Annotated in this window: 26 protein-coding genes; 14 read left to right on the top strand and 12 right to left on the bottom strand. The window is 64.0% G+C overall.

The genetic code is table 11. The annotated features are described in order from the left end of the window. Positions 1-48: 48 nt before the first annotated feature. The 5 genes from B4L36_RS10015 to B4L36_RS09995 form a co-directional block, all read right to left on the bottom strand. Entirely contained in the window at positions 49-930 is an 882-nt protein-coding gene (locus B4L36_RS10015) for an ABC transporter permease subunit (RefSeq protein WP_292956260.1), read from the bottom strand. Next, positions 927-1,712, bottom strand: a complete 786-nt coding sequence (locus B4L36_RS10010) for a taurine ABC transporter ATP-binding protein (RefSeq protein WP_292956257.1) — start codon at positions 1,710-1,712, stop codon at positions 927-929. The genes B4L36_RS10015 and B4L36_RS10010 overlap by 4 nt, the downstream gene beginning before the upstream one ends. Before the next feature lie 60 nt (positions 1,713-1,772). Next, positions 1,773-2,738: a taurine ABC transporter substrate-binding protein gene (tauA, locus tag B4L36_RS10005; protein WP_292956254.1), complete on the bottom strand. Its 966-nt coding sequence runs from the start codon at positions 2,736-2,738 to the stop codon at positions 1,773-1,775. A 213-nt stretch (positions 2,739-2,951) separates the two neighbouring features. Then, positions 2,952-4,160, bottom strand: a complete 1,209-nt coding sequence (locus B4L36_RS10000) for a DegT/DnrJ/EryC1/StrS family aminotransferase (RefSeq protein WP_292956252.1) — start codon at positions 4,158-4,160, stop codon at positions 2,952-2,954. A 205-nt stretch (positions 4,161-4,365) separates the two neighbouring features. Then, positions 4,366-5,412 (bottom strand): LacI family DNA-binding transcriptional regulator, encoded by a 1,047-nt coding sequence (locus B4L36_RS09995; protein ID WP_292956249.1) that lies wholly within the window; start codon positions 5,410-5,412, stop codon positions 4,366-4,368. A gap of 153 nt (positions 5,413-5,565) precedes the next feature. On the opposite strand from B4L36_RS09995, the gene B4L36_RS09990 reads away from it, so the two are divergent. The 10 genes from B4L36_RS09990 (at position 5,566) to B4L36_RS09945 (ending at position 14,199) form a co-directional block, all read left to right on the top strand. Further along, positions 5,566-5,826: a hypothetical protein gene (locus B4L36_RS09990; RefSeq protein ID WP_292956818.1), complete on the top strand. Its 261-nt coding sequence runs from the start codon at positions 5,566-5,568 to the stop codon at positions 5,824-5,826. Beyond that, positions 5,810-6,964 (top strand): TRAP transporter substrate-binding protein, encoded by a 1,155-nt coding sequence (locus B4L36_RS09985; RefSeq protein ID WP_292956246.1) that lies wholly within the window; start codon positions 5,810-5,812, stop codon positions 6,962-6,964. The genes B4L36_RS09990 and B4L36_RS09985 overlap by 17 nt, the downstream gene beginning before the upstream one ends. Positions 6,965-7,033: 69 nt before the next feature. Continuing rightward, positions 7,034-7,540 (top strand): TRAP transporter small permease, encoded by a 507-nt coding sequence (locus B4L36_RS09980; RefSeq protein ID WP_292956243.1) that lies wholly within the window; start codon positions 7,034-7,036, stop codon positions 7,538-7,540. Between the two features lie 9 nt (positions 7,541-7,549). Beyond that, the gene (locus tag B4L36_RS09975; protein WP_292956240.1) at positions 7,550-8,881 is read left to right on the top strand and encodes a TRAP transporter large permease; all 1,332 of its coding nucleotides are present in this window, start codon (positions 7,550-7,552) and stop codon (positions 8,879-8,881) included. Positions 8,882-8,889: 8 nt separating this feature from the next. Beyond that, positions 8,890-10,194, top strand: a complete 1,305-nt coding sequence (hisD, locus tag B4L36_RS09970; RefSeq protein ID WP_292956237.1) for a histidinol dehydrogenase — start codon at positions 8,890-8,892, stop codon at positions 10,192-10,194. Between the two features lie 7 nt (positions 10,195-10,201). Then, positions 10,202-10,954, top strand: coding sequence for an SDR family NAD(P)-dependent oxidoreductase (locus tag B4L36_RS09965; protein ID WP_292956234.1), 753 nt, complete (start codon positions 10,202-10,204; stop codon positions 10,952-10,954). After that, the gene (locus B4L36_RS09960) at positions 10,951-11,967 is read left to right on the top strand and encodes a zinc-dependent alcohol dehydrogenase (protein WP_292956231.1); all 1,017 of its coding nucleotides are present in this window, start codon (positions 10,951-10,953) and stop codon (positions 11,965-11,967) included. Before B4L36_RS09965 ends, B4L36_RS09960 begins: the two co-directional genes overlap by 4 nt. Beyond that, on the top strand, positions 11,964-12,467 hold the full coding sequence (comD, locus tag B4L36_RS09955) for a sulfopyruvate decarboxylase subunit alpha (protein WP_292956228.1): 504 nt from the start codon (positions 11,964-11,966) through the stop codon (positions 12,465-12,467). Before B4L36_RS09960 ends, comD begins: the two co-directional genes overlap by 4 nt. Then, on the top strand, positions 12,464-13,018 hold the full coding sequence (gene comE / locus B4L36_RS09950) for a sulfopyruvate decarboxylase subunit beta (protein ID WP_292956225.1): 555 nt from the start codon (positions 12,464-12,466) through the stop codon (positions 13,016-13,018). Before comD ends, comE begins: the two co-directional genes overlap by 4 nt. Further along, positions 13,018-14,199 (top strand): alpha-hydroxy acid oxidase, encoded by a 1,182-nt coding sequence (locus tag B4L36_RS09945; RefSeq protein WP_292956222.1) that lies wholly within the window; start codon positions 13,018-13,020, stop codon positions 14,197-14,199. The genes comE and B4L36_RS09945 overlap by 1 nt, the downstream gene beginning before the upstream one ends. A 136-nt stretch (positions 14,200-14,335) precedes the next feature. On the opposite strand, the gene B4L36_RS09940 is transcribed toward B4L36_RS09945, so the two are convergent. The 7 genes from B4L36_RS09940 to B4L36_RS09910 form a co-directional block, all read right to left on the bottom strand. Further along, entirely contained in the window at positions 14,336-15,103 is a 768-nt protein-coding gene (locus tag B4L36_RS09940) for an SDR family oxidoreductase (protein ID WP_292956219.1), read from the bottom strand. Between the two features lie 140 nt (positions 15,104-15,243). Then, positions 15,244-16,755 (bottom strand): sulfatase family protein, encoded by a 1,512-nt coding sequence (locus B4L36_RS09935; RefSeq protein WP_292956216.1) that lies wholly within the window; start codon positions 16,753-16,755, stop codon positions 15,244-15,246. A gap of 3 nt (positions 16,756-16,758) precedes the next feature. Continuing rightward, positions 16,759-17,862, bottom strand: coding sequence for an ABC transporter ATP-binding protein (locus B4L36_RS09930; RefSeq protein ID WP_292956213.1), 1,104 nt, complete (start codon positions 17,860-17,862; stop codon positions 16,759-16,761). A 9-nt stretch (positions 17,863-17,871) separates the two neighbouring features. Next, on the bottom strand, positions 17,872-18,696 hold the full coding sequence (locus B4L36_RS09925) for a carbohydrate ABC transporter permease (RefSeq protein ID WP_292956210.1): 825 nt from the start codon (positions 18,694-18,696) through the stop codon (positions 17,872-17,874). A 4-nt stretch (positions 18,697-18,700) separates the two neighbouring features. Continuing rightward, positions 18,701-19,591: a carbohydrate ABC transporter permease gene (locus tag B4L36_RS09920; protein WP_292956208.1), complete on the bottom strand. Its 891-nt coding sequence runs from the start codon at positions 19,589-19,591 to the stop codon at positions 18,701-18,703. A gap of 60 nt (positions 19,592-19,651) precedes the next feature. Then, on the bottom strand, positions 19,652-20,920 hold the full coding sequence (locus tag B4L36_RS09915) for an ABC transporter substrate-binding protein (RefSeq protein ID WP_292956206.1): 1,269 nt from the start codon (positions 20,918-20,920) through the stop codon (positions 19,652-19,654). Between the two features lie 25 nt (positions 20,921-20,945). Next, positions 20,946-21,725 (bottom strand): helix-turn-helix domain-containing protein, encoded by a 780-nt coding sequence (locus B4L36_RS09910; protein ID WP_292956203.1) that lies wholly within the window; start codon positions 21,723-21,725, stop codon positions 20,946-20,948. A gap of 180 nt (positions 21,726-21,905) precedes the next feature. On the opposite strand from B4L36_RS09910, the gene B4L36_RS09905 reads away from it, so the two are divergent. From B4L36_RS09905 to B4L36_RS09890, 4 genes are all read left to right on the top strand, one after another. Then, positions 21,906-22,571 (top strand): GntR family transcriptional regulator, encoded by a 666-nt coding sequence (locus tag B4L36_RS09905; protein WP_292956200.1) that lies wholly within the window; start codon positions 21,906-21,908, stop codon positions 22,569-22,571. Further along, complete coding sequence (locus B4L36_RS09900) at positions 22,568-23,389, top strand: transporter substrate-binding domain-containing protein (RefSeq protein ID WP_292956197.1); 822 nt, start codon at positions 22,568-22,570, stop codon at positions 23,387-23,389. Before B4L36_RS09905 ends, B4L36_RS09900 begins: the two co-directional genes overlap by 4 nt. A gap of 66 nt (positions 23,390-23,455) precedes the next feature. Next, positions 23,456-24,121 (top strand): amino acid ABC transporter permease, encoded by a 666-nt coding sequence (locus tag B4L36_RS09895; RefSeq protein WP_292956194.1) that lies wholly within the window; start codon positions 23,456-23,458, stop codon positions 24,119-24,121. 10 nt (positions 24,122-24,131) lie between these two features. Then, a partial coding sequence (locus tag B4L36_RS09890; RefSeq protein ID WP_292956191.1) for an ABC transporter permease subunit occupies positions 24,132-24,397 on the top strand: 266 nt, incomplete at its 3' end.

Below are 24,397 nucleotides of genomic sequence, written 5' to 3'. Positions count from 1 at the left end.
TCCGCCGGACCGCCCCTTGCCTTTCCGCGCCGACGGCCTTCCCTGCGGCTACATCTTGCCTTTCCACGGCACCACCCGGCGCTCCACGAATCGCATCAGCATGTCGAAGGCATAGGCGATGGCCGCGATGACGAAGATGCCCATGATCACGGTCGAGGTTTGCAGGAACTGCGACGCGCTCAGCACCATGTAGCCGATGCCCTTCGTGGCCGCGACCATTTCGGCGGCGACCAGCGTGGTCCAGCCGAAGCCGATGCCGATGCGCATCGCCGTCAGGATCTCGGGCATGGCCGAGGGCAGGATGACGTGGCGCATGACCTGCCATCGGCTGGCGCCGAAGCTGTAGGCGGCGTGGATCTGTTCGATCGCGGCCGATCGCACCCCGGCGCGTGCGCCCAGGGCGACGGGCGCGAAGACCGACAGGAAGATCAGCAGCACCTTCGAGGTTTCGCCGATGCCGAACCAGATGATCATCAGCGGCAGATAGGCCAGCGGCGGGATCGGGCGATAGAACTCGATCGGCGGATCGAAGATGCCGCGCATGACCGGGCTCATGCCCATGGCCAGGCCCAGCGGGATGCCGATCAGGCAGGCCAGCAGAAAGGCGCCGAAGACGCGCGCGGTCGAGATCAGCACATGCTGCCAGAACGGCGTGCCGGTAAAGCCCTGGGTCCAGATGTCGAGGAATTTCCGCACGATCGCCTGCGGCGCGGGCATGAACAGCGGCTTGACCAGCCCGGCAGTGGTCACCGCCCACCACAGCAGCAGGATGCCGGCGATGGTCAGCAGGCTGAGCCAGGTCGTGTTGCCCTGCCCCGGCACGCCGTAGGTCTGGCCGGGCTTGGTCGGGCGGGCGCGGCCCAGCCCCTTCAGGAACGCGGCTCCGCGCGGCTTGCCGACCGGGGCCTCCTTGATGCCATGATCGCTCATGCGGCTTCCTCCTCGTCGCTGAAGATGATGCGCAGGACCTCTTCGCGAAGGGTGATGAATTCCGCCGAGGCCTTGACCTCTCGTGCCTTGGCACCGTCCAGGAACTGGCGCGAGAACGGCAGGTCGAATTCATGCGCGATGCGTCCGGGGCGCGGCGACATGACGATCAGCCGGGTGCCCATGAACAGCGCCTCCTCGACGCTGTGGGTGATCAGGAAGACCGTCTTGCCGGTGCTTTTCCAGATCTTCAGGATCAGCTCCTGCGCCCGTTCACGGGTCAATGCGTCCAGCGCGCCCAGCGGCTCGTCCATCAGCAGCAGCTTGGGATCGCAGGTCAGCGCGCGGGCGATGCCGACGCGCTGCTGCATCCCGCCCGACAGCGCATAGACCGGCGATTTCTCGAAGCCCTTCAGCCCGAGAAGGTCGATGAACCGGTCCGCGACCTTGTAAGAGGCGGCGCCCGCCCCGCGCAGCTTAAGCCCGAAGGCCACGTTGTCGCGCACGTTCAGCCACGGCAGAAGGGCATGTTTCTGGAACACGACCGAACGATCCGCGCCTGGCCCGGACACCTCGGTCCCGTCCAGCACGATCTGGCCCGAGGACGGCGACAGAAACCCCGCGATCAGGTTCAGAAGCGTGGATTTGCCGCATCCCGAAGCGCCAAGCGCGACGACGAAATCATGTTCGCTGACAGTCAGGTTGATCCGTGACAGCGCCTCGACCGGCGCGCGGCCGGCCTGGGCCGGATAGACGACCGAAGCATCCCGTATTTCCAGAGCCATGTGATTGCCCTTCCCTGTGCCCGCGCAGGATCGGCCCCTGCGCGGGATTGCCGAAGGCGATTACTGCGCGGCCTTGACATAGGCGTCGGTGACGAAGGGCGCGTAATCTTCGCCCACGCTGTCGATCCGGCCCGCCTCCTTCAGGAATTCGGCGGTCGATTTCAGCACGTCGGACAGGCCGCCGCCCAGCCATTCGGGTTTCACCTGTTCGGAAAGCGGCAGGAAGGTGTAGCCCGACAGCACGTCGGGAACCTGCGCCGGGTCGGCACCGGTGTAGTCGGCGATGATCTTGACCTGTTCGCTGTCGGCGGTCCAGGCCTGCTTGTCGTCCAGATAGGCATTGTTGGCATCGTTGATGGTCTTGATGAAGCCGATCAGCCCTTCCCTGTTCTGTTCGGCGAATTGCTTGTTGACCACCCAGGCATCGAATGTCGGATAGCCCCATTCGGCGGTCTGGTCCGCCCCGACCAGCCGCGTGCCGCTTTGCAGAAGCTGGTTCTGCACCGGCTGCCAGATGAAGGCGCCGTCGATGGCGCCCTGTTCCCAGGCGGCCGCGATCTGATCGGGCGGCATCGACATGATGTTCACGTCACTGGTGCTGAGTCCGGCCTTGGCAAGAACCCCCATCAACGAAAAATGCGCGGTCGAGCCGACCGGTGTCGCGATCCGCTTGCCCTTCAGATCCTCGATCGTCGCGATCTCGGACCCGTCGCGCACGATCAGGCTTTCGGCATTGCCGATGACCTGCGCCACCATGAACATTTCCAGATCGACGCCCTGCGTCGCGGCAATTGCCAGCGGCGACGAGCCCAGCTCGGCCACCTTGATGTCGCCCGAGGCCATCGCGGCGATCACATCGGTGCCCGCGGCGAACTTGCGCCACTCGACATCCCAGCCTGTGGCCTCGGAAAACTTGCCTTCGGAGGCCGCGACCTGCATCGGGGTCGGGTTGCCGAAATGGCCGATCACCACGGATTGGGCCCAGGCCCCGCCCGACAGCGCCAGCAGCGCGGCGGAAGCGATCATGGTCGTGCGAAAATATCCTGACATGGTTCTGTTTCCCTGTTGTCGTTGTTGTCGATTCTTCACCGGGCGCGCGTATGAGATTGCCGCGCCCCCTGCTTCATTCATTCATTCATGGCCCCCGGCGGCTGAGGCAGGCCATGAAACGCCGCAATCGCGCGAAACGGGCCTGGCCCGGTCGTGGCCCACGCACCGTCGCCGCGGAAGCCGGCGCAGTCATCGCCGCTCTGCCGCGGCAAGCGATGGGGCGCAGGCGGCGATGATGCGGCCGATATGGTCGCAATCCTCGAGGCTGAACGTCAGCGGCAGGCGCATGTCGAACAGCCCCGCCAGAACCGCGTCCGTGCGCGGCAGGGATTGCGGCGCGACGTAGTGCCAGCTTCGATGCGCCGAGGTGAAGCCCACCGGCTCGGCGGCGCCGAACCATTTCAGCTCGACCCCCAGCCGCGCCGAGTCCTGAACGAACCTCTGCGCGGCCTCGCCGCTGATCGCGGGGATGCGGAACTGGATTGAACTGCCGATGAAGGTCTCTGCGGCCGGACGATGAGGCAAGACCAGCGCGGGATTGTCCGACAGACGCCGTGCCACCGCCTCGTAGCGCTGGTTCCAGCGACTTGCGGCATCCTCGATCCGGGCCAGTTGCGGGCGCAGGATCGCGGCGCGCAGATTGTCCATCCGCGCCGACATGTTCGGAATTTCCAGCCGGGCGTCGCTGAAATGGCGTTCCGGGGGCGCGGCGCCGTGCCGGCCATACAGCATGTAGGATCCCGACAGGATGATCGCGCGGGCCATGAAATCCGGATCGTCCGAGACCAGGATCCCGCCCTCGCCGGAATTCAGGTGCTTGTAGGTCTGGGTGCTGAAGGCGCCGGCCAGCCCGAAGGAACCGCTGCGCCGGCCGCGCCAGCGCGCGCCCATCGTATGCGCGCAATCCTCGATCAGCGGAATCTTCGCGGCCCGGCAGATGTCCGTCAGTCGGTCCATGTCGCACAGATGCCCCCGCATGTGCGAGGCCATCACGGCGGCAGGCTTGAAAAGCTCGATCTTGGCCTGAAGATCGTCCAGATCGAGGCACAGGTTCTCGTCGATCTCGACCAGAACGGCGCGCGCCCCGACCGCCACGATCGCGCCCGGCACCGGCGCCAGGGTGAAGGCATTGGTCAGCACCACGTCATCCGTCCCGATCCCCGCCGCGCGCAACGCCATCCGCAGCGCCGCCCCGCCCGAGGCGCAAGCCAGCGCATAGGCGCTGCCCTGCCAGGCCGCGACTTCGCGTTCCAGCGCGGCAACCTGCGATTCCTCGCCCGGCGCGGTGTTGTAGCGGTGCAGCCTGCCGCTTCGCATCACCTCGATCGCCGCGGCGATCGCATCTTCGGGGATCGGCTCCTGCTGGGTAAAGCTGCGCGTGAAGGGCGGAATCGTCATGGTTCAGGCGGCCTCGCTGCTGACACCGCACAGGCTGGCATCCGGGCGGCGCGTCGCGGCGGCGGGTTCCGGTCGCGGCGCCCTGCGGATGATCCGCATGCGCGATGACCCATGCTTTCACCCCGCGATCCATATTGCAAACGCGAAATTTGCGGCTCATCGCGCGGTGATCGCACCCGGTCGAGGCGAAGGTCCATCCGGCGCCCTACGCGACTGTCGGCGGGACGTCGGCCGGCGAGCGGCAGGCCGACAGCGATTCCCGCAGAATGATTTCGGTATCCAGCAGAACGCTGTCCGTATGGGTCTGCCCGGCCACCATCGCCAGCAGGACGGTGGCGGCCTCCTGTCCCATCCGGCGCTGCGGGACCCGGACCGTCGTCAGCGGCGGACAGGACAGCGCCGCCAGTTCGATATCGTCGAAACCGACGATGGACACCTGCGCGGGCACTGCGATTCCGTTCCCGCGGGCGGCCATGATCGCGCCGGCGGCGATGACGTCGTTGCCGCAGATGATCGCGCTTGGCGGGTCGGCAACGGCCATCATCCGTCGGAACGCGGCGGCCCCCTCGGCCGGGTCGTAGCCGGCCTCGATCACCTGCGACAGCCTTGCGCCGGGACAGGCATCGACCGCCATCCTTGCGCCCACAACCCGATCGCGCGCGCGATCGTTGTGCAGGCCGATACCGCCGATCATGGCCAGATTGCGGTGCCCGAAGGCCAGCACGCGGCGGGCCAGATCGAAGGCGGCCTTCCGGTTGTCGAAGCCGACATAGACCCGCCCCGGCTCGGTCCCGTAGGCCCAGGTGACGACATGGGGCACCTTGCGGCGGGCAAGGTAGTCCCAGCTTGCCTCGGGGCGATGCCGACCGATCAGCAGCAGTCCCTCGGCGCCGCGGCTGACCAGATTGCGGATCTGCGACAATTCCTCGTCGGGATCATAGCCGCTGCTGGCCACCAGCAGAGATCGTCCGGCCCCGGCCAGCACCTCCTGGAAGGCCTGCAACCCGCCGGCGAACATGGCGTTGGCCATCGTCGGGATCACGGCGCCGATCGTGCCGCTGCGGCCCGCGGCCAGGAACCTGCCGCCGAAATTGGGCGTATAGCCCAGCCGCTCGATCGCCTCGGCCACGCGCTGGCGGGTGTCCTTGTCGACCTTGCCGGTGCCGTTGATGACCCTTGAAACCGTCGCGGACGAGACGCCGGCCGTTCGGGCGACATCGTTCATGGTGGGCACCCTGGCATCGTTTTGCATGATCGGTCCCCTCTGTAGCCGGGCCTGCCCCGCCGCTGCGGCCTGCCTGCCGCCGACCGCAACGGAGTAAACGCTTGCATGGCACTATGTAAGCGCTTACACTACACCGTGAGACGAAGGGAATCAACCAAGAGGTCTGGGAGGGACGTCACGGTGGTTAAACTCGGCAGATGGGCTGGATACCTGTCGTTCGCGGTTTTCATGCTGTTTGTCGCGAATGTCGTCGCGGGTGCCTTCTATCGCTCGGCATTCCTGTCAGACATCGGCGAAATGCTGGTGCTGTTCACGGCCTCTGCCCTGTTCGTCGTCGTCATCCTCGTCCGCGAAAAGCTGGCCGGAAAGGACGACATCGCGGACCCGTCTCTGCAAGCGCTGAATACCATCAAGGGGGGAAAGAATGACCGAAGAACATGATGACACCGAGATCGTCCGCGAATCGCGCCGGAACTTTCTGAAACTGACCAGCGGCGGCGCCTTTACCGCGGCGGTGATGCTGGGCGCCGGAGGGATGCTGTGGTCGTCCGAGGCGGCCGCGCAGACCCGCGCGGAAGAGGCAGAGCGGGAAAAGGCCGCCGAATTCACCATGGTCATCGCGACCGAATATGTCCTGGGCGCATCGCGCAGCTATCCGCTGATGCAGCTTGACCTGAAGGAAAACATCCAGAACACCACCAATGGCCGGGTCTATGTGAAGCTGGCGCCGGGCGGGCAGCTGGGCGTGGGCGGCGAGCTGGCGCAGAAGACCCAGGGCGGCACGGTCCAGGCCGGACAGTTCTCGTTGTCGAATTTCGCGCCCTTCGCGCCGGTGGTGGACCTGATCAACCTGCCTTATTTCTGCGGCTCGAACCAGCGTTTCACCAATCTCGTGCAGTCCGACGTCTGGAAAAAGAACGTTCATCCGGCGGTCGAACAGCGCGGCTTCAAGCTGCTGATGTATCTGGTCATCGACCCCCGCACCGTGGCCCTGCGCAAGGGCGGCGCCAAGCCGATCCTTCTTCCCGAGGATCTCAGGGGGATCAAGTTCCGCGTCCCCGGCAGCAAGCTGTTGCAGCAATATTACCGGCTTCTGGGCGCCAACCCGACGCCGATCGCCTGGGGCGAGACGCCCTCGGCGATCAAGCAGGGCGTCGCCGATGCCCTGGATCCGGCGGTCGGCGCGCTGGAGATCTTCGGCTTCAAGGACGTGCTGAGCCACGTGACCTTCACCCGGTTCGTGCCTGACAGCCAGTGTTTTGCCTGCAACATGAAATGGTATGAAAGCCTGCCCGGCGAGGTGAAGGAGGCGATGGATTTCGCCGCCGAGATCACCACCCAGCAGAATCTCGCCAAGGTGCCGGCCGCGCGGGCCTATGCGATGGCCGAGATGCGCAAGGCCGGGGTCGAGTTCCACCAGCTCGACGACAGCCAGCTTGCGGCCTGGAAAGAGGCCGGCGGCTATCAGCGCAGCGAATGGGACAGCTACAAGACCGAGCTGGCCGGCTCGATGGATGTCTTCGCACAACTGGAAGAGGCGGCGGGCACCCCGGGCCGCTACTACGTCAACGACGCCTGACCGGACGTTCCGGGGCCGGACGGATCGCGTCCGGCCCTTTTCCTGTCCCGACAGAAAAGGGGGCGATGCATGTTGCGCGCAATCAATCAGAATGCCGAACGCTGGGCCTTGCTGCTGTTTTACACCGTGCTGGTGCTGACCATGGCGATCGAGGTGATCCGGCGCGAGGTCTTTTCCTATTCGTCGATCTGGGGCGAAGAGATCGTCCGCTATTCCTTCATCTATCTGGTCTGGATCGGCGCCGCCTCGGCGGTCAAGGAAAGGGCCCATATCCGCATCGACGTGCTGTTCCATTCGGTCGGCCCGCGCACCAAGGCCGCGCTGTATATCCTGGGTGACCTGGTGATGCTGTCGATCGCGGTGATCGCGCTTTACTGGTCCTTCGAGACCGTCGGCGTCAGCTGGCAGTTCGGATCGGTCACCGACGGGCTGCGCATTTCGAAGGTGTGGTTCCTGATGGCGGTGCCGCTGGGATTTGCGCTGATCATCTTCCGCCTGCTGCAATCGTTGCTGCGCGACTTCGGCGATCTGATCGCCGGACGCCCGGTCTTCGAGGGCAACCAGCTGTTCGATTGAGGTTCCGTCATGCTCTGGAATACGCTTCAGGAACAATCGGTCCAGCTTGACTGGTCGTTTTACGCGCCGGTGCTGCTGTTCGTGCTGTTCTGCCTTCTGGGCGTGCCGATCTGGGCCACCATCGGCGCCGCGGTGGTGCTGATGCTGACGATGTCCGGCGTGCTGCCGATGTCGCTGCTGGGTGAATCGCTGTTTTCGGGCATTGACGCCTTCGCGCTGACCGCCGTGCCGCTGTTCATCCTGACCGGCGACGTGCTGGTCAGGACCGGGCTGAGCCGCAAGTTCCTGGATGTGGCCGAGGCGCTGACCTGCTGGGCCAAGGGCGGCTTCGGCTCGGCCACGGTGCTGGTCTGCGGCATGTTCGCGGCGATCTCGGGTTCGGACGCGGCGGGCGCGGCCGCCGTCGGCCGCATGACCATCGCCCGGCTGGTCGAAAGCGGCTATCCCCGCCCCTATGCCTGCGCGCTGGTCGCCGCAGGCGCCTGCACCGGCATCCTGATCCCGCCATCCATCGCCTATATCATCATCGGCCTGGTTCTGGGCATCTCGGCCTCCACCCTGTTTCTGGCCGCACTGATCCCCGGCACCCTGATCCTGCTGTCGATCCTGGTCACGAACACCATCGTCAACCGCCGACACGCCTATGAAGGCGGCAACATGATCAGCGGCGCCGAATGGCTGGCCAATCTGGGCCAGGCGCTGAAATCGGGCTGGTATGCGTTCCTGGTGCCCGGCATCATCTTCTACGGCATCTTCTCGGGGCGGCTGACCCCGACCGAGGCCGGGGCGACCGCCGTCGTGGTGACGATCATCATGGGTCTTGGCATGGGCACGCTGAAATTGTCGGACTTTCCCTCGATGCTGGTCAGTTCGGCCAAGGTGAACGGGGTGATCCTGCCGATCATCGCCTTTTCGCTGCCCCTGGCGCAGTCGCTGGCAGCGCTTGGCGTGCCGCAGGGCTTCGTCTTCGCGCTGACCAGCCTGACCGAGAATTACTATCTGCTGATCCTGATCATGATCGGCATCCTGATCGCGGCGGGCTGCGTGATGGAGACGACGCCCAACATCGTCATCCTGGCGCCGATCCTGAAGCCGCTGGCCGACAATATCGGCATGAACGAGATTCAGTTCTCGATCATGATGATCACCGCGCTTGGCGTCGGCTTCATCACGCCGCCGCTGGGGCTGAATCTGTTCGTGGTCTCGGGCCTGACCGGCGAATCGATCCTGAAGATCGCGGCCCGCGCCGTGCCCTTCGTTTTCTTCATGCTGCTGGTCACGCTGCTGATCGCCTATGTGCCGGTCATCTCGACCCTGCTTCTTCCCGCCGCCTACAAGTGAGGACTCCCATGACCCGCGAATATCTGAAGAAAGCCGAAAAGACCGCCCAGTCGGATGCCGCCGACGTTCGCCAGACGGTGCAGACGATCCTTGACGAGATCGAACGGGGCGGGGACGAGGCGGCGCGGCATTATGCCGCCAAGTTCGACCAGTACGACGGCAATGCCGTGCTGACGCGGGACGAGATCGCGGCAGCGGCAGCGAAGGTGCCGCAACGGCTGAAGGACGATATCGCCTTCGCCCATGACAATGTACGCCGCTTCGCCGAGGCGCAGAAGGCCACCTTGCAGGACGTGCAGATGGAGGTGGTGCCGGGCCTGATCGCCGGGCAGAAGGCGATCCCGGTCCAGGCGGCGGGATGCTATGTGCCGGGCGGGCGCTACAGCCACGTGGCCAGCGCCATCATGACCGTGACCACGGCCAAGGTCGCCGGCGTCGATCACGTCGTCACCTGTTCGCCCCCCCGCCCCGGCGAGGGGATCAATCCCGCGATCGTCTATACCGCCGATCTGTGCGGCGCCGACAGCATCCTTGCCATGGGCGGCGTGCAGGGCGTCGCGGCGATGACCTTCGGCCTGTTCGGCCTGCCCAGGGCCGACATTCTCGTCGGTCCCGGCAACCAGTTCGTCGCCGAGGCCAAGCGCATCCTGTTCGGCCGCGTCGGCATCGACATGTTCGCCGGTCCGACCGACAGCCTGATCCTGGCCGATGCCGGCGCCGATCCCTTCATCGTGGCCACCGATCTGGTCAGCCAGGCCGAGCATGGCTACAACTCGCCGGTCTGGCTGGTTACCGACGACCGCCATCTGGCGCAGGAGGTGATGGCGCAGGTGCCCGGCCTGATCGCCGATCTGCCGGAACTGAATCGCAAGAACGCCGAGGCCGCGTGGCGCGATTATGCCGAGGTGATCCTGTGCGCCGACCGCGAGGAAATGGCCGCGACCTCGGACGAATACGCGCCCGAGCACCTGACCGTGCAGGCCGCCGATCTGGATTGGTGGCGCGACCGGCTGGCCTGCTACGGCTCGCTTTTTCTGGGCGAGGAGACGACCGTCTCGTTCGGCGACAAGGCGTCGGGGACGAACCACGTCCTGCCGACCTCGCGCGCGGCGAAATACACGGGCGGGCTGTCGGTCCACAAATACATGAAGATCGTCACCTGGCAGCAGGCCACGCGCGAGGGTGCGCGCCCGGTCGCCGAGGCGACGGCGCGGATCTCGCGTCTCGAAGGGATGGAGGGCCATGCCCGCGCGGCCGACGTGCGCCTGCACAAGTATTTCCCCGACCAAACCTTCGATCTGAGCGCGGGGTAGGCCCTCGATGTCGCAGCTTTTCGACCTGACCGGCAGGATCGCCTGCGTCACCGGCGCCAGCGGCGGTCTGGGGCAGGCCGCGGCCTCGCTGCTGGCGCGGTCCGGCGCCAAGGTGGTGGGCATCGCGCGCCGGCGCGAGGCGCTGGCCGCGTGGCAGTCCCGGACGGGGGGCGAGACCGCGATCGTCGCGGCGGATCTGTCGGACCGCGCCGCGCTGGCGCAGATTGCGGCGGATGCGGCACGGGCCTTCGGCGATCCCGACATCCTGATCAACGCGGCCGGCATCAACACCCGCCAGCCCGCCGATTCGGTGACGCCCGAGGGCTGGGACACGACCATGGACCTGAACCTCGCCGCGCCGTTCTTTCTGGCCCAGGCGATGGTGCCCGCGATGGCGCGGCGCGGCTGGGGCCGGATCGTCAACTTCGCCTCGCTGCAATCGCGGCGCGCCTTCGCCGGCGGCATCAGCTACGGCGCCAGCAAGGGCGGGGTCGAACAATTGACCCGCGCCATGGCCGAGGCCTGGTCGGGCCGCGGCATCATGGTCAATGCCGTGGCGCCGGGGTTCTTTCGCACCGAATTGACCGGGCCGGTCTTCGCCGATCCCGAACGCGCGCGGCGCAATGCCGAACAGACCTGCATCGGCCGCAACGGAGAACCCGCCGATCTTGACGGCCCGATCCTGTTTCTGTGCAGCGATGCCAGCGGCTATGTCACCGGCCAGACCCTGTTCGTCGATGGAGGATTCAGCGCGAAATGAAGGCCCTGGTCTATACCGGCGTCGAAACCCTCGACTATGCCGATGCGCCGCGCCCCCGACCGGGCGAGGGCGAGGACCTGATCCGCATCCATGCCTCGGGCATCTGCGGATCGGACATGCACGCCTATCTGGGCCATGACGACCGGCGCCCGGCGCCGCTGGTTCTGGGCCACGAGGCCGCGGGCATCGTCCTGGGCGGCCCCGATGACGGCCGCCGCGTCACCATCAACCCCCTCGTGACCTGCCAGACCTGCGAGGCTTGCCAGGCGGGGCGCACCAATCTTTGTCCGCGGCGGCAGATCATCTCGATGCCGCCGCGACCGGGCGCCTTCGCCGATTACGTCGCGATGCCGCGCCGCAACCTGGTCACCGTGCCGGACGATGTGCCGCTCGAAAAGGCCGCGCTGGCTGAACCGCTGGCCTGCGGCTGGCACGCGGTGCGGCTGGCCGGACGGGCGCTGGACCGGCCGCTGGACGATCTGCGCACGCTGGTCATCGGCGGGGGCGCCATCGGCACCGGCGCGGCGCTGGCCCTGCGCGCGCAGGGCGCCGCGAACGTCACCCTGATCGAACCCGGCGAATTGCGCCGCGCGCGGCTGGCCGGCCTGAAGGGTGTCACCGTCATCGCCTCGGCCGCCGACCGCCCCGACCTGACCGGCGCCTGCCATCTCGTCATAGACGGGGTGGGTTTCGAAGCCACCCGCGCCACCGCCTGCGCGGCCGCACGCCCCGGCGGCCAGATCGTCCATATCGGTCTTGGCGCGGATCGCGGCGGGCTGGACATTCGCCGGATGACCTTGCAGGAAATCGGTTTTACCGGCACCTATACCTATACCGAACAGGATTTCCGCGACACCGCCGAGGCAATCTTTTCCGGCGCCCTGGGGCCGCTCGACTGGTTCGACCGGCGGCCGCTGTCGGACGGGCCGCAAGCCTTTGCCGATATCCGCGCCGGCCGCGCCGCAGCACCCAAGATCCTACTCATTCCCGACCAGGAGGACCGCACCGCATGACGATACACCGCCAGATCGTTGACGATTTCACAGCACATGGAATCGATTTCGTGACCACCGTGCCCTGCAAGCAGCTTGCCGGTGTCATCGACGAGATCGAGAACCGCAAGGAGATTTTCCATATCCCGTCGAACAAGGAGGACGAGGGGATGGGCCTTTGCGCCGGGGCCTTCATGGGCGGCAAGCGCCCGGCGATCATCATGCAGAACACCGCGCTTGGGGTGACACTGAACACGCTGGCCACGCTGATCCAGTTCTACCGGATGCCGTTGCCGATGCTGATCTCCTACCGTGGCGAGTTGGGCGAACCGGTGGCCTGCCAGGTCGAGATGGCCGTCCATACCAAGGCGCTGCTGGCGCAGATGCTTATTCCCACCTATCACTTCCATCGCCGGGAAGACGCGGACGAACTGGGTGCGATCCTGAAATACACCTTCATGTGCAACAAGCCGGTCGCGATCCTGACCGATGCCAGCTTCTGGAAAGGAGAAAAGGAATGATCCGCTCCGAGGTTCTGCGCGACATTGCGCCCGTCATCCGCGATCATCTGGTGGTCTGCAATATCGGCCTGCCCAGCCAGGAACTGCACATGATCGACGACCAGCCCAGCAATTTCTACATGCTCGGAACGATGGGGCTGTCCTCCTCGATCGGGCTGGGTCTGGCGCTGGCGCAGAAGAAGAAGGTCGTGGCCATCGACGGCGACGGGTCGGTGCTGACGAATTTCGGCACCCTGCCGACCATCGCCAACAACGTCGCCGACAATTTCGTCCTGTTGATCGTGGACAATGGCAGCTACGGTTCGACCGGGGACCAGCCGACCTATGCGGGCAAGAAGACCTCGCTGGCGGCAGTGGCGCGGGCCTGCGGCTGCGAGAACGTCGTCGAATGCAAGGCCGAGGATACCCGCGCCGCGCTGGAAACCGCGCTGTCGGGCGACAAGATGACGATCATCGTCAGCAAATGCGACAGCGGCAACATTCCGGTGCCGGTCATCACCATGGATCCGGTGACGATCCGCGACCGTTTCATGGGCGCGGTGAAAGCCTGATGGCAGCGATCCATTCCTACGCGGATGCCCGCCGGCTGGCCCGGCGGCACCTGCCCTGGATGGTGTTCGACTATATCGACGGCGCGGCCGGCGCGGGCAGCGGCGAGGCCGCCAATCTCGCCGCCCTGCGCGACATTCGCCTGCAACCGCGCGTCCTGGTCGATGTCAGCAGGCGCGATCTGGGTGTGTCCGTGCTGGGCCAGGATTTCCGCCTGCCCTTCGGCATCAGCCCGATGGGCATGTGCAATCTGGCCCGGCCCGGCGCCGACCTGATGCTGGCCCGCCTGGCCGCGCGGCTCCGGATTCCGCTTGGCGTCTCGACCGTCGCCTCGACCGCGATGGAGCGGCTGATCGAGGAAGCCGAGGGCCTTGCCTGGTTCCAGCTCTACTTCAGCGGCGATGGCCGTGGCACGATGAAGCTGGTCGACCGCGCGAACGAGGCGGGCTATCGCGTCCTGATCCTGACCCTCGACGTGCCCGAGGTCGGGCTGCGACCGCGCGAATTGCGGCGCGGCTTCACCATGCCCTTCCGCATCGGTCCCGCGCAATTCCTGGACTTTGCCCTGCACCCGGCCTGGTCGCTGTCCACTTTGGCCCATGGCCGGCCCGAGATGGCCAATTTCCAGAAGCCCGGTTTTACCTTCGACCGGACCGAAAGCCGGGCCCGGGCCGATTGGGATTACTTCAGGCAGCTCAGGGACCGCTGGCCGGGCAAGCTGGTGGTCAAGGGCGTCACCTCGGTCCCCGATGCGCTGCGGCTGCGCGACGCGGGCGCGGATGCGATCCAGGTTTCGACCCATGGCGGGCGGCAACTGGATTGCGCGCCGCCGCCGATCCTGGCCCTGCGCGCCATCCGCGATGCGGTGGGGGCCGACTTTCCGCTGTTTTATGACACCGGCCTGCGATCCGGCGAGGATGTGGCCCGCGCCTTCGCGATGGGGGCGAATTTCGCCTTCTTCGGCCGCGCCATGCAATTCGCCATCGCCGCCGGGGGCGAGGCCGGCCTGTCGGCCCTTGTCGATCTGGTCACCCGCGAACTGGGCCTGACGCTGGCACAACTGGGCCAGACCGACATGGCGGCCCTGCCCGCGACCCTGCACCGGGCGGCGACGGCCGAAGCGCGGCACGGCCTCGGCGATCCGGCCCATGCGCCGCTTTCACAACCCGGCCCGGTCTCCTAGTCAGACGACAGGGGCCCAGCCGCCTAGGCCTTCAAGGACGCGGATCGACGGATGGTCGGCATTCTCTTTCCAGACGAAGCCCTCATGCAGGGCGGATGATTTCCATGCTCGGGAAACAGATTTCATATACCATGGCTCACAAGCACGCGGTTATGCCGCCGTCGACGTATACCGTCGTGCCGTTGACAAAGGAGGAGGCTTGCGACGACAGGAAGATCGCCGCGCCCACAAGTTCCTCGACCTTGCCCCAGCGGCCGGCCGGAGTCCGATTTTCCAGCCAAGCGGTGAAATCCGGATCGTCCACAAGCGCCTGGTTCAGTGGCGTCGCGAAATAACCCGGTGCGAGGCCGTTGATCTGCAGGCCGTATTTGCCCCAGTCCGTCGCCATGCCCCTGGTCAAGCTGGCCACGGCGCCTTTGGTGGCGGTGTAGGGCGCGATTCCAGGTCGCGCAAGCGCGGTCTGCACCGAGCAGATATTGACGATCTTGCCCGCGCGGCGCCCGATCATGTGGCGCGCGCAGGCCTGTCCCACATTGAAGACGCTGGCGATATTGGTCTGGAGAAGCTTTTCGAAAGCATCGGGGGGGAAATCTTCCAGCGGCCGGCGATGCTGCATCCCGGCATTGTTGATGAGAATATCGATGGCGCCGGTGGCCTTTTCGAAACTGTCGACGGCGCGTCGGGCGGCGGCGTGATCTGTCACGTCGAAGGCCAGTTCGTGAACGGTCACCCCGGTGCCACGCAGATCTTTCGCAACTTGGGACAGCCTGGTCTCATCACGGCCGTTGAGGACGATCTCGGCCCCTGCCGCAGCGAGGCCCGAAGCCAGGGCCCGACCGATACCCTGCGACGAGCCGGTAATCAACGCGCATTTTCCGTTCAGATCAAACAGCGAAATACTCATCTTTTCTCCCGATGCGTGGCCGTTTCATTCGTCATCGCTGACGCTAATTGTTTCGCCGCGGTGCGCTCCGTCACCAGAGGTGCAGGCAGCCGCCGCGTTCTGTGCGCGATCGATGGCGCGAGGTCATTCCGTCCGCGGCGCTAATGTTCCGGATCGTCGCCGATCTCGGCCATTTTTGCATCCAGCTGCGCCAGCAGCGTCAGACGAATATCGGCATATGCCGGATCGCCGATCACGTTGAACAGCTCCAGCGGGTCGTTTTCGCAGTCGAACAATTCCCATTCTCGGTCTTCGCCGCCGTGGTTCGTGCCGGGCAGCTCATAGCCCTCGTTATACCAATATATCAGCTTGTAGCGCTGATCGCGCACACCATAATGCGAATAGGCATTGTGATCGGGGTCACGATGCATCCAGTAGCGGTGATAGGCAATTTGCGGCCAATCGGCGGGCGTGTTGCCCTCAAGCACCTGACGTGCCGAACGTCCCTGCATGTAGTTCGGAATCACCTGGCCTGCAAAATCAAGGAATGTCGGGGCGAAATCGACGTTGCAGATGATATCGTCGCAAATGCGCCCGGCCGGGATCGCCGCCGGATAGCGGATCAGGAAAGGCATCTGAAATGATTCCTCGTACATGAAGCGCTTGTCGAACCAGCCGTGTTCGCCAAGAAAGAACCCCTGATCCGAGGTATAGATGACGATCGTATTGTCGGCCTGCCCGGTTTCGTCGAGCCAGTCCAGCAAGCGGCCGACGCTTTCATCCACTGACTGGATGGTGCGCAGATAGCGCTTCAGATAGCGTTGATATTTGAAATGGTGCAGTTCCTGCCGAGTGGCGAAGCTGAAGATTTCGCCCGTATCCCGATCGATCAGGCGCATTGCGGTCACATCGTCAGGGTTCGGAATTTTCCGGTTGCTGTCGCCGGGCTTCACCCGTTCGCCGACCTCGGCACCACCTTCGGGCTGCACCAGCCCCAGGTCGATATATTTCATATCGTCCTTGATCCGCATCTTCGCCTCGGCCGCCGCGCGGGCGCGGTTGCGATAATCATCGTCAAAGCTTTCCGGCACCTTGATGTCATCGGGATAAAGGCCGCGGTTTTTCGGATGCGGCTCCCATTCGCGATGAGGCGCCTTGTGGTGACACATCAGAAAGAATGGCTTGTCCGGATCGCAGGATTTCAGCCAGTCGAGGCTCTTGTCGGTGATGATATCGGTGGCGTAGCCGGGCACCTCGATTTCCCGGCCCATCTCGATCATATAGGGATCGAAATATTCGCCCTGACCCGGCAGGACCGACCAGAAATCGAAGCCGCTGGGTTCATGGGCCTTGCCCTCTCCCAGATGCCATTTGCCGATCAGCGCGGTCTGATAGCCTGTCGCACGCAGATGTTTGGCGACGTTGGGCCCGCGGCTGTTGATCGGGGTGTCCAGCGTGGTGACATTGTTGACGTGATTATAGGTGCCGGTCAGGATCGCGGCACGGCTGGGTGTGCAAATCGAATTCGTCACATAGCAATGGTTCAGCCGCATACCCTCGGCAGCGATGCGATCAAGGTTGGGAGTACGATTGATGCCGTGGCCATAGCAACCGATCGCCTTCGAGGCGTGATCGTCGGCCATGATGAACAGGATATTGGGGCGTTTGACCATGGTCTATTGTCCTGATGATGGGCTGCGAGAGGTAACCGCCAGGCCGGTTTCCGGGTGAAACGCATGCAGCCGTTCCGGATCGATGCGAACGCGCACGCGGCCGCCCGCCAGGGGGAAATCAGTGCCGCCGACGCGGGCCAGCATGGGCTGGCCCATGACCGACAGGTTCAACAGGGCGTCGGCACCCAACAGCTCGGCCAGCTTGACCCTTGCGTCGAACACCCAGGGACCGGAGGGGGCGTTTTCGGGGGCAAACACCTCCAGATGTTCGGGGCGCACACCAAGCGTCAGGGCGGGATCCGTAGCGTTCAGCCCGATGGCATCGGGCAGGACAAGATCGGAACCCTCGATCCGCCAATGATCGCCCGCCCGGGCGGCCGGCATGAAATTCATCGCCGGGCTGCCGATAAACCCTGCGACGAACTCCGTTGCCGGATGGTCATAGACCTCGCGCGGGGTGCCGATCTGTGCAACCGTGCCGCCATTCAGAATGACGATGCGGTCGGCCAGCGTCATGGCCTCGACCTGATCATGGGTGACGTAGACCGAGGTGACGCCCAGCCGGTCATGCAGTTCTTGCAGTTCCATCCGCATCTTGACCCGCAGCTTCGCGTCAAGGTTGGACAGCGGTTCATCGAACAGGAACACGTCCGGCGTGCGGACGATCGCGCGGCCGATGGCGACGCGCTGGCGTTGACCACCGGACAGGGCGGCGGGTTTCCGTTCGAGATAGGGGGTCAGGCCCAGCATGTCGGCGACGGCGTTGACCCGCTCGGCAATCTCGGCCCTGGGCGTCTTTTGAAGCTTCAGGGCCATCGCCATGTTGTCGAACACGGATTTATGTGGATAGAGCGCGTAGTTCTGAAAGACCATCGCGACACCGCGATCCTTGGGGTCGGTGTCGTTCACCCGCTTGCCGCCGATCAAAAGATCGCCATGGGTGATGCTTTCCAGCCCGGCAATCATCCGCAGCGTGGTCGATTTCCCGCATCCGGATGGCCCCAACAGAACCAGGAATTCACCATCGGCAATCTCCAGATCAAACTGCTTGACCGCCACGACGGCGCCATAGGATTTGCCGATCTGGTTCAGGGTCACGCTTGCCATGTCACAGCCTCATTTGCCCGCGCCAGCGGTCAGGCCGCCGACAATCTGTTTCTGGAATATTGCGGTGATGACCAGAACCGGGATGATGGCCAGAACGGTCGCCGTCGAGATCGTCTCCCACGGAAAGGCGTATTCGCCGGGATAGAGCGAGATACCCACCGGGGCCGTGCGCATGGCATTCTGCGTCATCAGGACCAGGGCCAGCGGAAATTCGTTCCACGAAAAGATGAAGACAATCAGTCCGGTGGCCACAAATCCCGGCCACGACAGGGGCAGCACGATTGTCAGGAATATCCGCAGGAAGCCCATGCCATCCATGCGCGCGGCCTCTTCGATCTCCACCGGCAGGGTGGCGAAGTAGCTGGCCAGCATCCAGACGGTGAAGGGAAGGAACAGGCCCGCATGGGCCAGGACAAGGCCGGTATAGGTGTTCAACAGCCCGAAGTTCAGGAAGTTCTGAAACAGCGACGGCAGCAGCGACACCGGCGGAAACATCGACACCGCGAGGATGGCGACCATCAGCACTCCTGCAAAGCGCAGGCCCAGCCGCGACAGCGCATAGGCCGCCATCCCACCCAATAACAGCGTGACCGCCGTGGCGCCGACCCCGACGATAAAGCTGTTCAGGATATAGCGCAGCAATTCCGGCGAATTGGTGAAGATCGAGACGTAATTCTCGAATGTGAAGGGATCGGGCCAGTATTGCGGCGGCCAGGCATAGATTCCGGCGGTGTTCTTGAACGATGTCAGGATCAGCCAGACGATCGGAAAGAACGAGATCAAGACCGAAAGCGCGACGATTGCATAAAGGCCATAGCGCGGTCGTTTTTGCATCGGCTCAATCCTTGTTTCGAAGGGCAAAGACGTAGATCAGGCTCATCGCGAAGATCACGAGGAACTGCACCACCACGACTGCCGCGCCAAAGTTGAAATCCAGGAAATCGAAGATCGCCTTGTAGGCGTAGAGCGACAGGCTTTCGGTCGCGTTCACCGGCCCGCCATCGGTCAGGTTGAAGGGCAGCTCGAAGGTGCGCAGCGCGTCCATCGACCGGATGATGAGGGCCACGAGGATAGGCCCTTTCAACAGTGGCAGGGTGATCTGGGTGAATTCCTGCCATTTGGTCATGCCGTCCATACGGCCCGCCTCGAACAGGTCGCGGGGGATGGATTGCAGGCCCGCAAGAATAATGAGCGCCATGAAAGAGCTGGTCTTCCATACGGCCACGACCACCATCGATGCCATCGCCAGCGAGGTATCGCCCAGGAAGTTGATCGGCCGGTCCGCAAGCCCGCTTTGCAGCGCCACCGCGTTGAACAGCCCGTAATCGGAATTGTACATCCAGCGCCAGATCAGCGCATTCAGCGCCGTCGGCAGTGCCCAGGGAAACAGGACCGCCAGCCGCGCCAGCCCCTTGCCCCTGAAACTTTCGTTCATCAGCAAGGCCAGGCCGATTCCCAATGCCAGTTCCAGGGGAATGGACAGTGCGGTAAAGGTGAAGGTGACCGCAAGCGCGTTCCAGAACCGCCCGTCACCCATCAACGTGGCATAGTGCCTGAGGCCGACGAACCGGTAGGGTTCCGATCCGTCGATGCTGGATTGCCCGAAGCTCAGCACGACCGACTGGATGATCGGATAGATCAGGATCAGCGCGATGACGATCACGGTTGGCGTGACAAAGCCGATCCCGGTCAGCGCCGTGCGCTGTTCCAGATTCATGGTGCGGTTCATGTCCGGCCCATTTCTTTTGAAAGGCCCCGCGCGGCAAGGCAGACGCGCAGGGTCGGTGACCTACTTGCCCAGGATGGAATTGATCTCGGCGGCGGCGTCATTCAAAGCCTGCTCCACCGTTTTCTCGCGGTGCAGCGCGTTGGTGATTTCGGTCTGCATCACCTCGGATACGCGCGGGTAGAGATTGCCCGTCGATGCGGATGGACGCACGACGCCGACCGCGTAATCATCGCCCAGCTTCTTGAGCAAAGTCGCATCCGCCATTTCCGGCGCGTCGTAAACGTCGGTTCGGCCCGGCGCCCGGTTTTCGTCAAGTGCTGCGGCCAATTGCGCGTCGTAGGAAGTGAAGTATTCCACCAGCTTCGCCGCGGCTTCCTTGTTTTCGGAATTTGCGTTGACTGCCAGAAGCCAACCGCCCATCGCCGTGGATTTAGCGTCGGGATGCCCCTCGAAGTAGGGGTTGCGGGTGAAATCGAACTTGCCGGCCACGGGGCTGTCAGCGGCGCTCAGCGGTGCATAGACGAAATCCTGCACCATCAGGAACACCGCGCGACCTTGCTGGAACAGCGTCCGGGCATCGTCGGGCTTCATCGTCAGGATCGAATCCGGAACGATCCTGTCCTTGTAGATCATGTCGACCATGGTCTGGGTCGCGGCGATGGATTCGGGCGAGTTGACGGCGACCTCGCCATCAGCATCAAAGAAGGTCGCGCCGTTGCCGCCCGTGAACGAAAGCCAGTTCATGAACAGCCCCTCGATCTTGGCCCACATGGACACAAAGCCGTAAAGCTGCGGATTGCCTTCGCCTTCCATGACGGTCTTGGACGCCGCGATGACCTCTTCCCAGGTCTTCGGCACCGCAATTCCGTATTTCTCCAGCAGGTCGGATCGGTAGAAAAGATGGGTGCCATCGACATAAAGCGGGGCGGCAAACACCGTGCCGTCGATCGTGGCGGCGGACAGGAAAGACGGGTTGTATGCCGCAATCGCGTCCTTTCCCAGATAGTTGTTCAGCGGTTCAAGCCAGCCGCGCTGCGCGAATTCACCCGCCCAGATGACGTCGATCGCGAACACGTCCGGTGTCGGGCTTTTCGCGGTCAGGCCCGTCACATAAAGCTTGCGGCTGTCGCCCGGGACGTCCGACACTTTCAGCCATTCGACGGAGGTGCCGGGATTGGCGGCCTCGAATGCCTCGATATTGCGTTCCATCATGCCGCCATAGCCGCGCGACCCGATCGACATGACCAGCTCCTGCGCCCCGGCCGCAAGCGGCGCGATCAAGGTCAGCGCAGTCGCCACGGCGACTGCACCCTTCATTGCGAATTTCATGATTTCCTCCCTGACTATCGTTTGGCTAGACCTGTTGCATCTGCTTCGGTCTCGACGTGTCGGTGCCGTTCTCGACAGCAGATTTCGCGCCCATCAGAACCCGCTGGACCTTTGCCACATGCGCGTCAACGTCACGGACGGGAGTCGCCGCCTCTGCGGCGGTCAACAATCCGGCGAATTCCCCCTGCTCACCATGGATGGCCACGCAAAAACGCCGGACGCCCTTGGCATTGCCCATCAGATCGAACTGCATGTCCGCCGTATCGACTGTGAAGATTTTCTCTTGCGCTTCGTCCCACGGCACCTTTCTGCCGGAAACACCGACCTCGTAAAAACCGGTGACGTCCCAGTTCGCCTCAACCTCGGCCCGTTGCCTATGCGCAAGAGCCATCCGCGTTATGCAGTCCAGTTCATAGGTGGCGCGCACGAATCCGACCCCGGCGCGCAGCCGGATGGACTGCATGGGATGGGCCTCGGCGACGTGCCAGAACAGCGTTTCCTTGCGCAGGGCGATGAATTCGGATGCGGCGACCAGATCGGCGCTGACGCTCCGACATGCCGCGGACAGATGGCCGATCTCGATGCCGCCGAAGCTCATGCCCTGCTCGAACTGGAATTTCGGAAACAGGCGGCGATCGCTGGATTTCAGCACATAGCCCAGCGTCTCTAGCTCCTGGGCAATGCGATAGACGGTCGAACTGGCCAGACCGGTTTGTTCGATCAATTGCGCAACCGTCACGCCTGACCGTTTTGCGGCCGACAGATGTTCCAGCAAGATCAACGTTCGGCTGAGGTTTTCGCTCATCAGTATTCCCTGTTTTGGGAATTTTTATTCCCTTTTTTGAGATAAGTCAATCGACCTCGCCGGAAGACAAGCAATGGACCCCCGAGGAAAGCTTGCATGGGCTAACGCATCATTGTAGACAATCTACATTAGGAAGCGGCGGAAAGATTTCTGATGACCGGGTTGATCAAGCGCGAAACGATGGGCGCCCAGCTTGCCAGTCTGTTGCGCGGTGCGATCCTTTCGGGAGAATTCGAGCCCGGCGAGCCGGTGACCGAGACTGCCCTGGCCCTGCGTTTCGGGGTAAGCCGCGGACCCATGCGAGAGGCGATGCGGCATCTTGTCGATGAGGGTCTTCTCGTGACCGTTCCCTACACCGGCACGCGCGTCCTGCAACTGACCTCGACGGATATCGAGGATATCTATTCCATGCGGATCTGCCTCGAGGTCTTCGCCTTCGAACAAATCTGGGAACGCAGGGACGAAGCTTTCCGGCAATCCCTCATGGAGCGGCACGCAGCGCTGCTCAAGGCGATCGACGCGCGCGATGACATCCGCTCCATCGACGCTGAACTGGACCTTCACGGCCTTGCCTACGAGGTTTGCGGCAACGGCATCCTGTTGTCGAGCTGGAGCGGTATCCGCGCTCGTCTGCAGCTCTACTGGGCGGCGCATCACCGTGCCCACGGCATCACCGGCCCGAAACGGGAAAGCCACGACGACTATGTCCGCTTCGCTCTGGGAGACAGCCGCGAGCGGATGAAGGAAGAGATCCGCGACCACATGCGCCGCGGGCTGGACAAGACCATGGCCTTCGTCTTCTCGATTGAAGCGGTGAAGGCCAAATCCAACAGGAGAGAGAAATGAAAAGACGTCTGCTTATTCTCGCCGCCACGGTTGCATTGACCCTCGCCCCGATGGCCCGGGCACAGGACAGCGGTACCATGGCACAGGTCAAGGAATCGGGCGAGCTGCGTATCGGCGTCGCCTCCGCCGAGCCCTGGTTCTACAAGGATCCGATGTCAGAGCAATGGACAGGTGTTGGTGTCGCCATGGGCAGGCGGATGGCCGACAAGCTTGGCGTGACGATGATCCCGGTCGAGACCTCCTGGGCCAATGCCGTCGCGGGATTGCAGGCAAACCAGTTCGACATCATGTTCGTGCTCGACCCCACGGAAGAGCGCAAGAAGGCCCTCGCATTCCCGGAAAACCCGCTGTTCTATTATGCCATGGGCGCGTTGGTCCGCGAGGACTCGGCGGCGAAGACCTGGGTTGAACTCGACACGCCCGAAACGCGCATCGGCGTCACACTCGGCACCTCGCTGGACCGCAACGTGACCGAAATGATGACAAAGGCCCCGATCAACCGCTTCTCGTCCAACGACGAGGCCATCGCGGCATTTGCCGCAGGCCGTGTGGACGCCGTCGTCCAGTTTCACCCGGCCCTCGTCGTGCAGTATTCCCGGTTGAAGATGGGCAAGGTGCTGCTGCCAGAGCCGGTGAACCCGGTCGCCACCTCGGCCGGGATGCGCCAGGAAGACAGCAGCGATTTCCTCGACTGGGTGAACGCCACCGTCGCCGATCTCTACGCCGCCGGTGTGCCGGACGAGCTTTTCCGTGCCTATCTTGCCAGCAAGGACATCGATCCCGAAGGGATTCCCGGCCTGGTCAAGGAAGACTGGTAAGGTTCTGCCCGGACCTGTAGCCCGGCGTCAGGTCCGCGCCCCATCCGATCTAGCGAAAGCCGTGACATGGATTATTCCTGGGATTTCGGCCCGGTTCTGGCGCGTTTCGACATGCTCGCACTGGGACTGTTGAACACGATCAAGATCGCCGCGGTCTCGATCGCACTGGGCGTTCTGGTCGGCCTCGTCCTGGCGATGATGCGTCTCTCGCCGCGCAAGTGGCTGGGCATTCCGGCGCTTGCCTTCATCGAATTCTATCGCAACACGCCACCGATCGTTCATTTCTTCTGGTTCTTCTATGCGCTGCCGGTGCTGCTTTCGATCAGCCTCAATCCCTATGTCGCCGCCGTGCTGGCGCTGTCGACCCAGTCCGGAGCATTTTACGCCGAGGTTTTCCGGGGCGGGATCGTCTCCGTCGAGCGCGGGCAATGGGAAGGCGGGCGCGCGCTCGGCATGACCCATGCGGCGCTGATGCGCCGCGTGATCGTGCCGCAGGCCATCGCCCGCATGGTTCCGCCCTTCATCGAGCGCAGCTTCGAGTTGTTGAAGACCACCGCGCTGGCCTCGACACTTGCCTATGCCGACCTGCTCTACCAGGCGATGATGGTGAACTCCGAGACCTTCCGTCCGCTCGAGGTCTATACGATCATCGCGCTGATGTACCTCGTGCTGCTGTTGACCGCCAGCCAGTTGGCGCGGCTCGCCGAAGCCCGGCTGACGGCCTATCAGTGAGAACCCGGCGATGACCTACGTTCCCGATTTCAGCATCGTCACCGACAACTGGATCGTCCTGTTGCGCGGGCTCTGGGTCACCATCCAGATCTGGATCCCGTCCATCACCATCGGCCTTGCGGGCGGCCTGCTGCTTGCGCAGGCGCGGCTGGGCCGCAGCGGCTGGATCCGCGGCACGAGTCTTGTCTATGTAGAGCTTTTCCGGGATACCCCGGTCCTGATCCAGCTGATCTGGTTCTACTACGCCTTCCCGATCCTCGTCGGCGTGCAGCTGAC

Origin of the sequence: Paracoccus sp. UBA889, assembly GCA_002294185.1 — a bacterium.
Taxonomy (GTDB): domain Bacteria; phylum Pseudomonadota; class Alphaproteobacteria; order Rhodobacterales; family Rhodobacteraceae; genus Paracoccus.
This window is presented reverse-complemented; position numbering and strand designations above follow the sequence as displayed.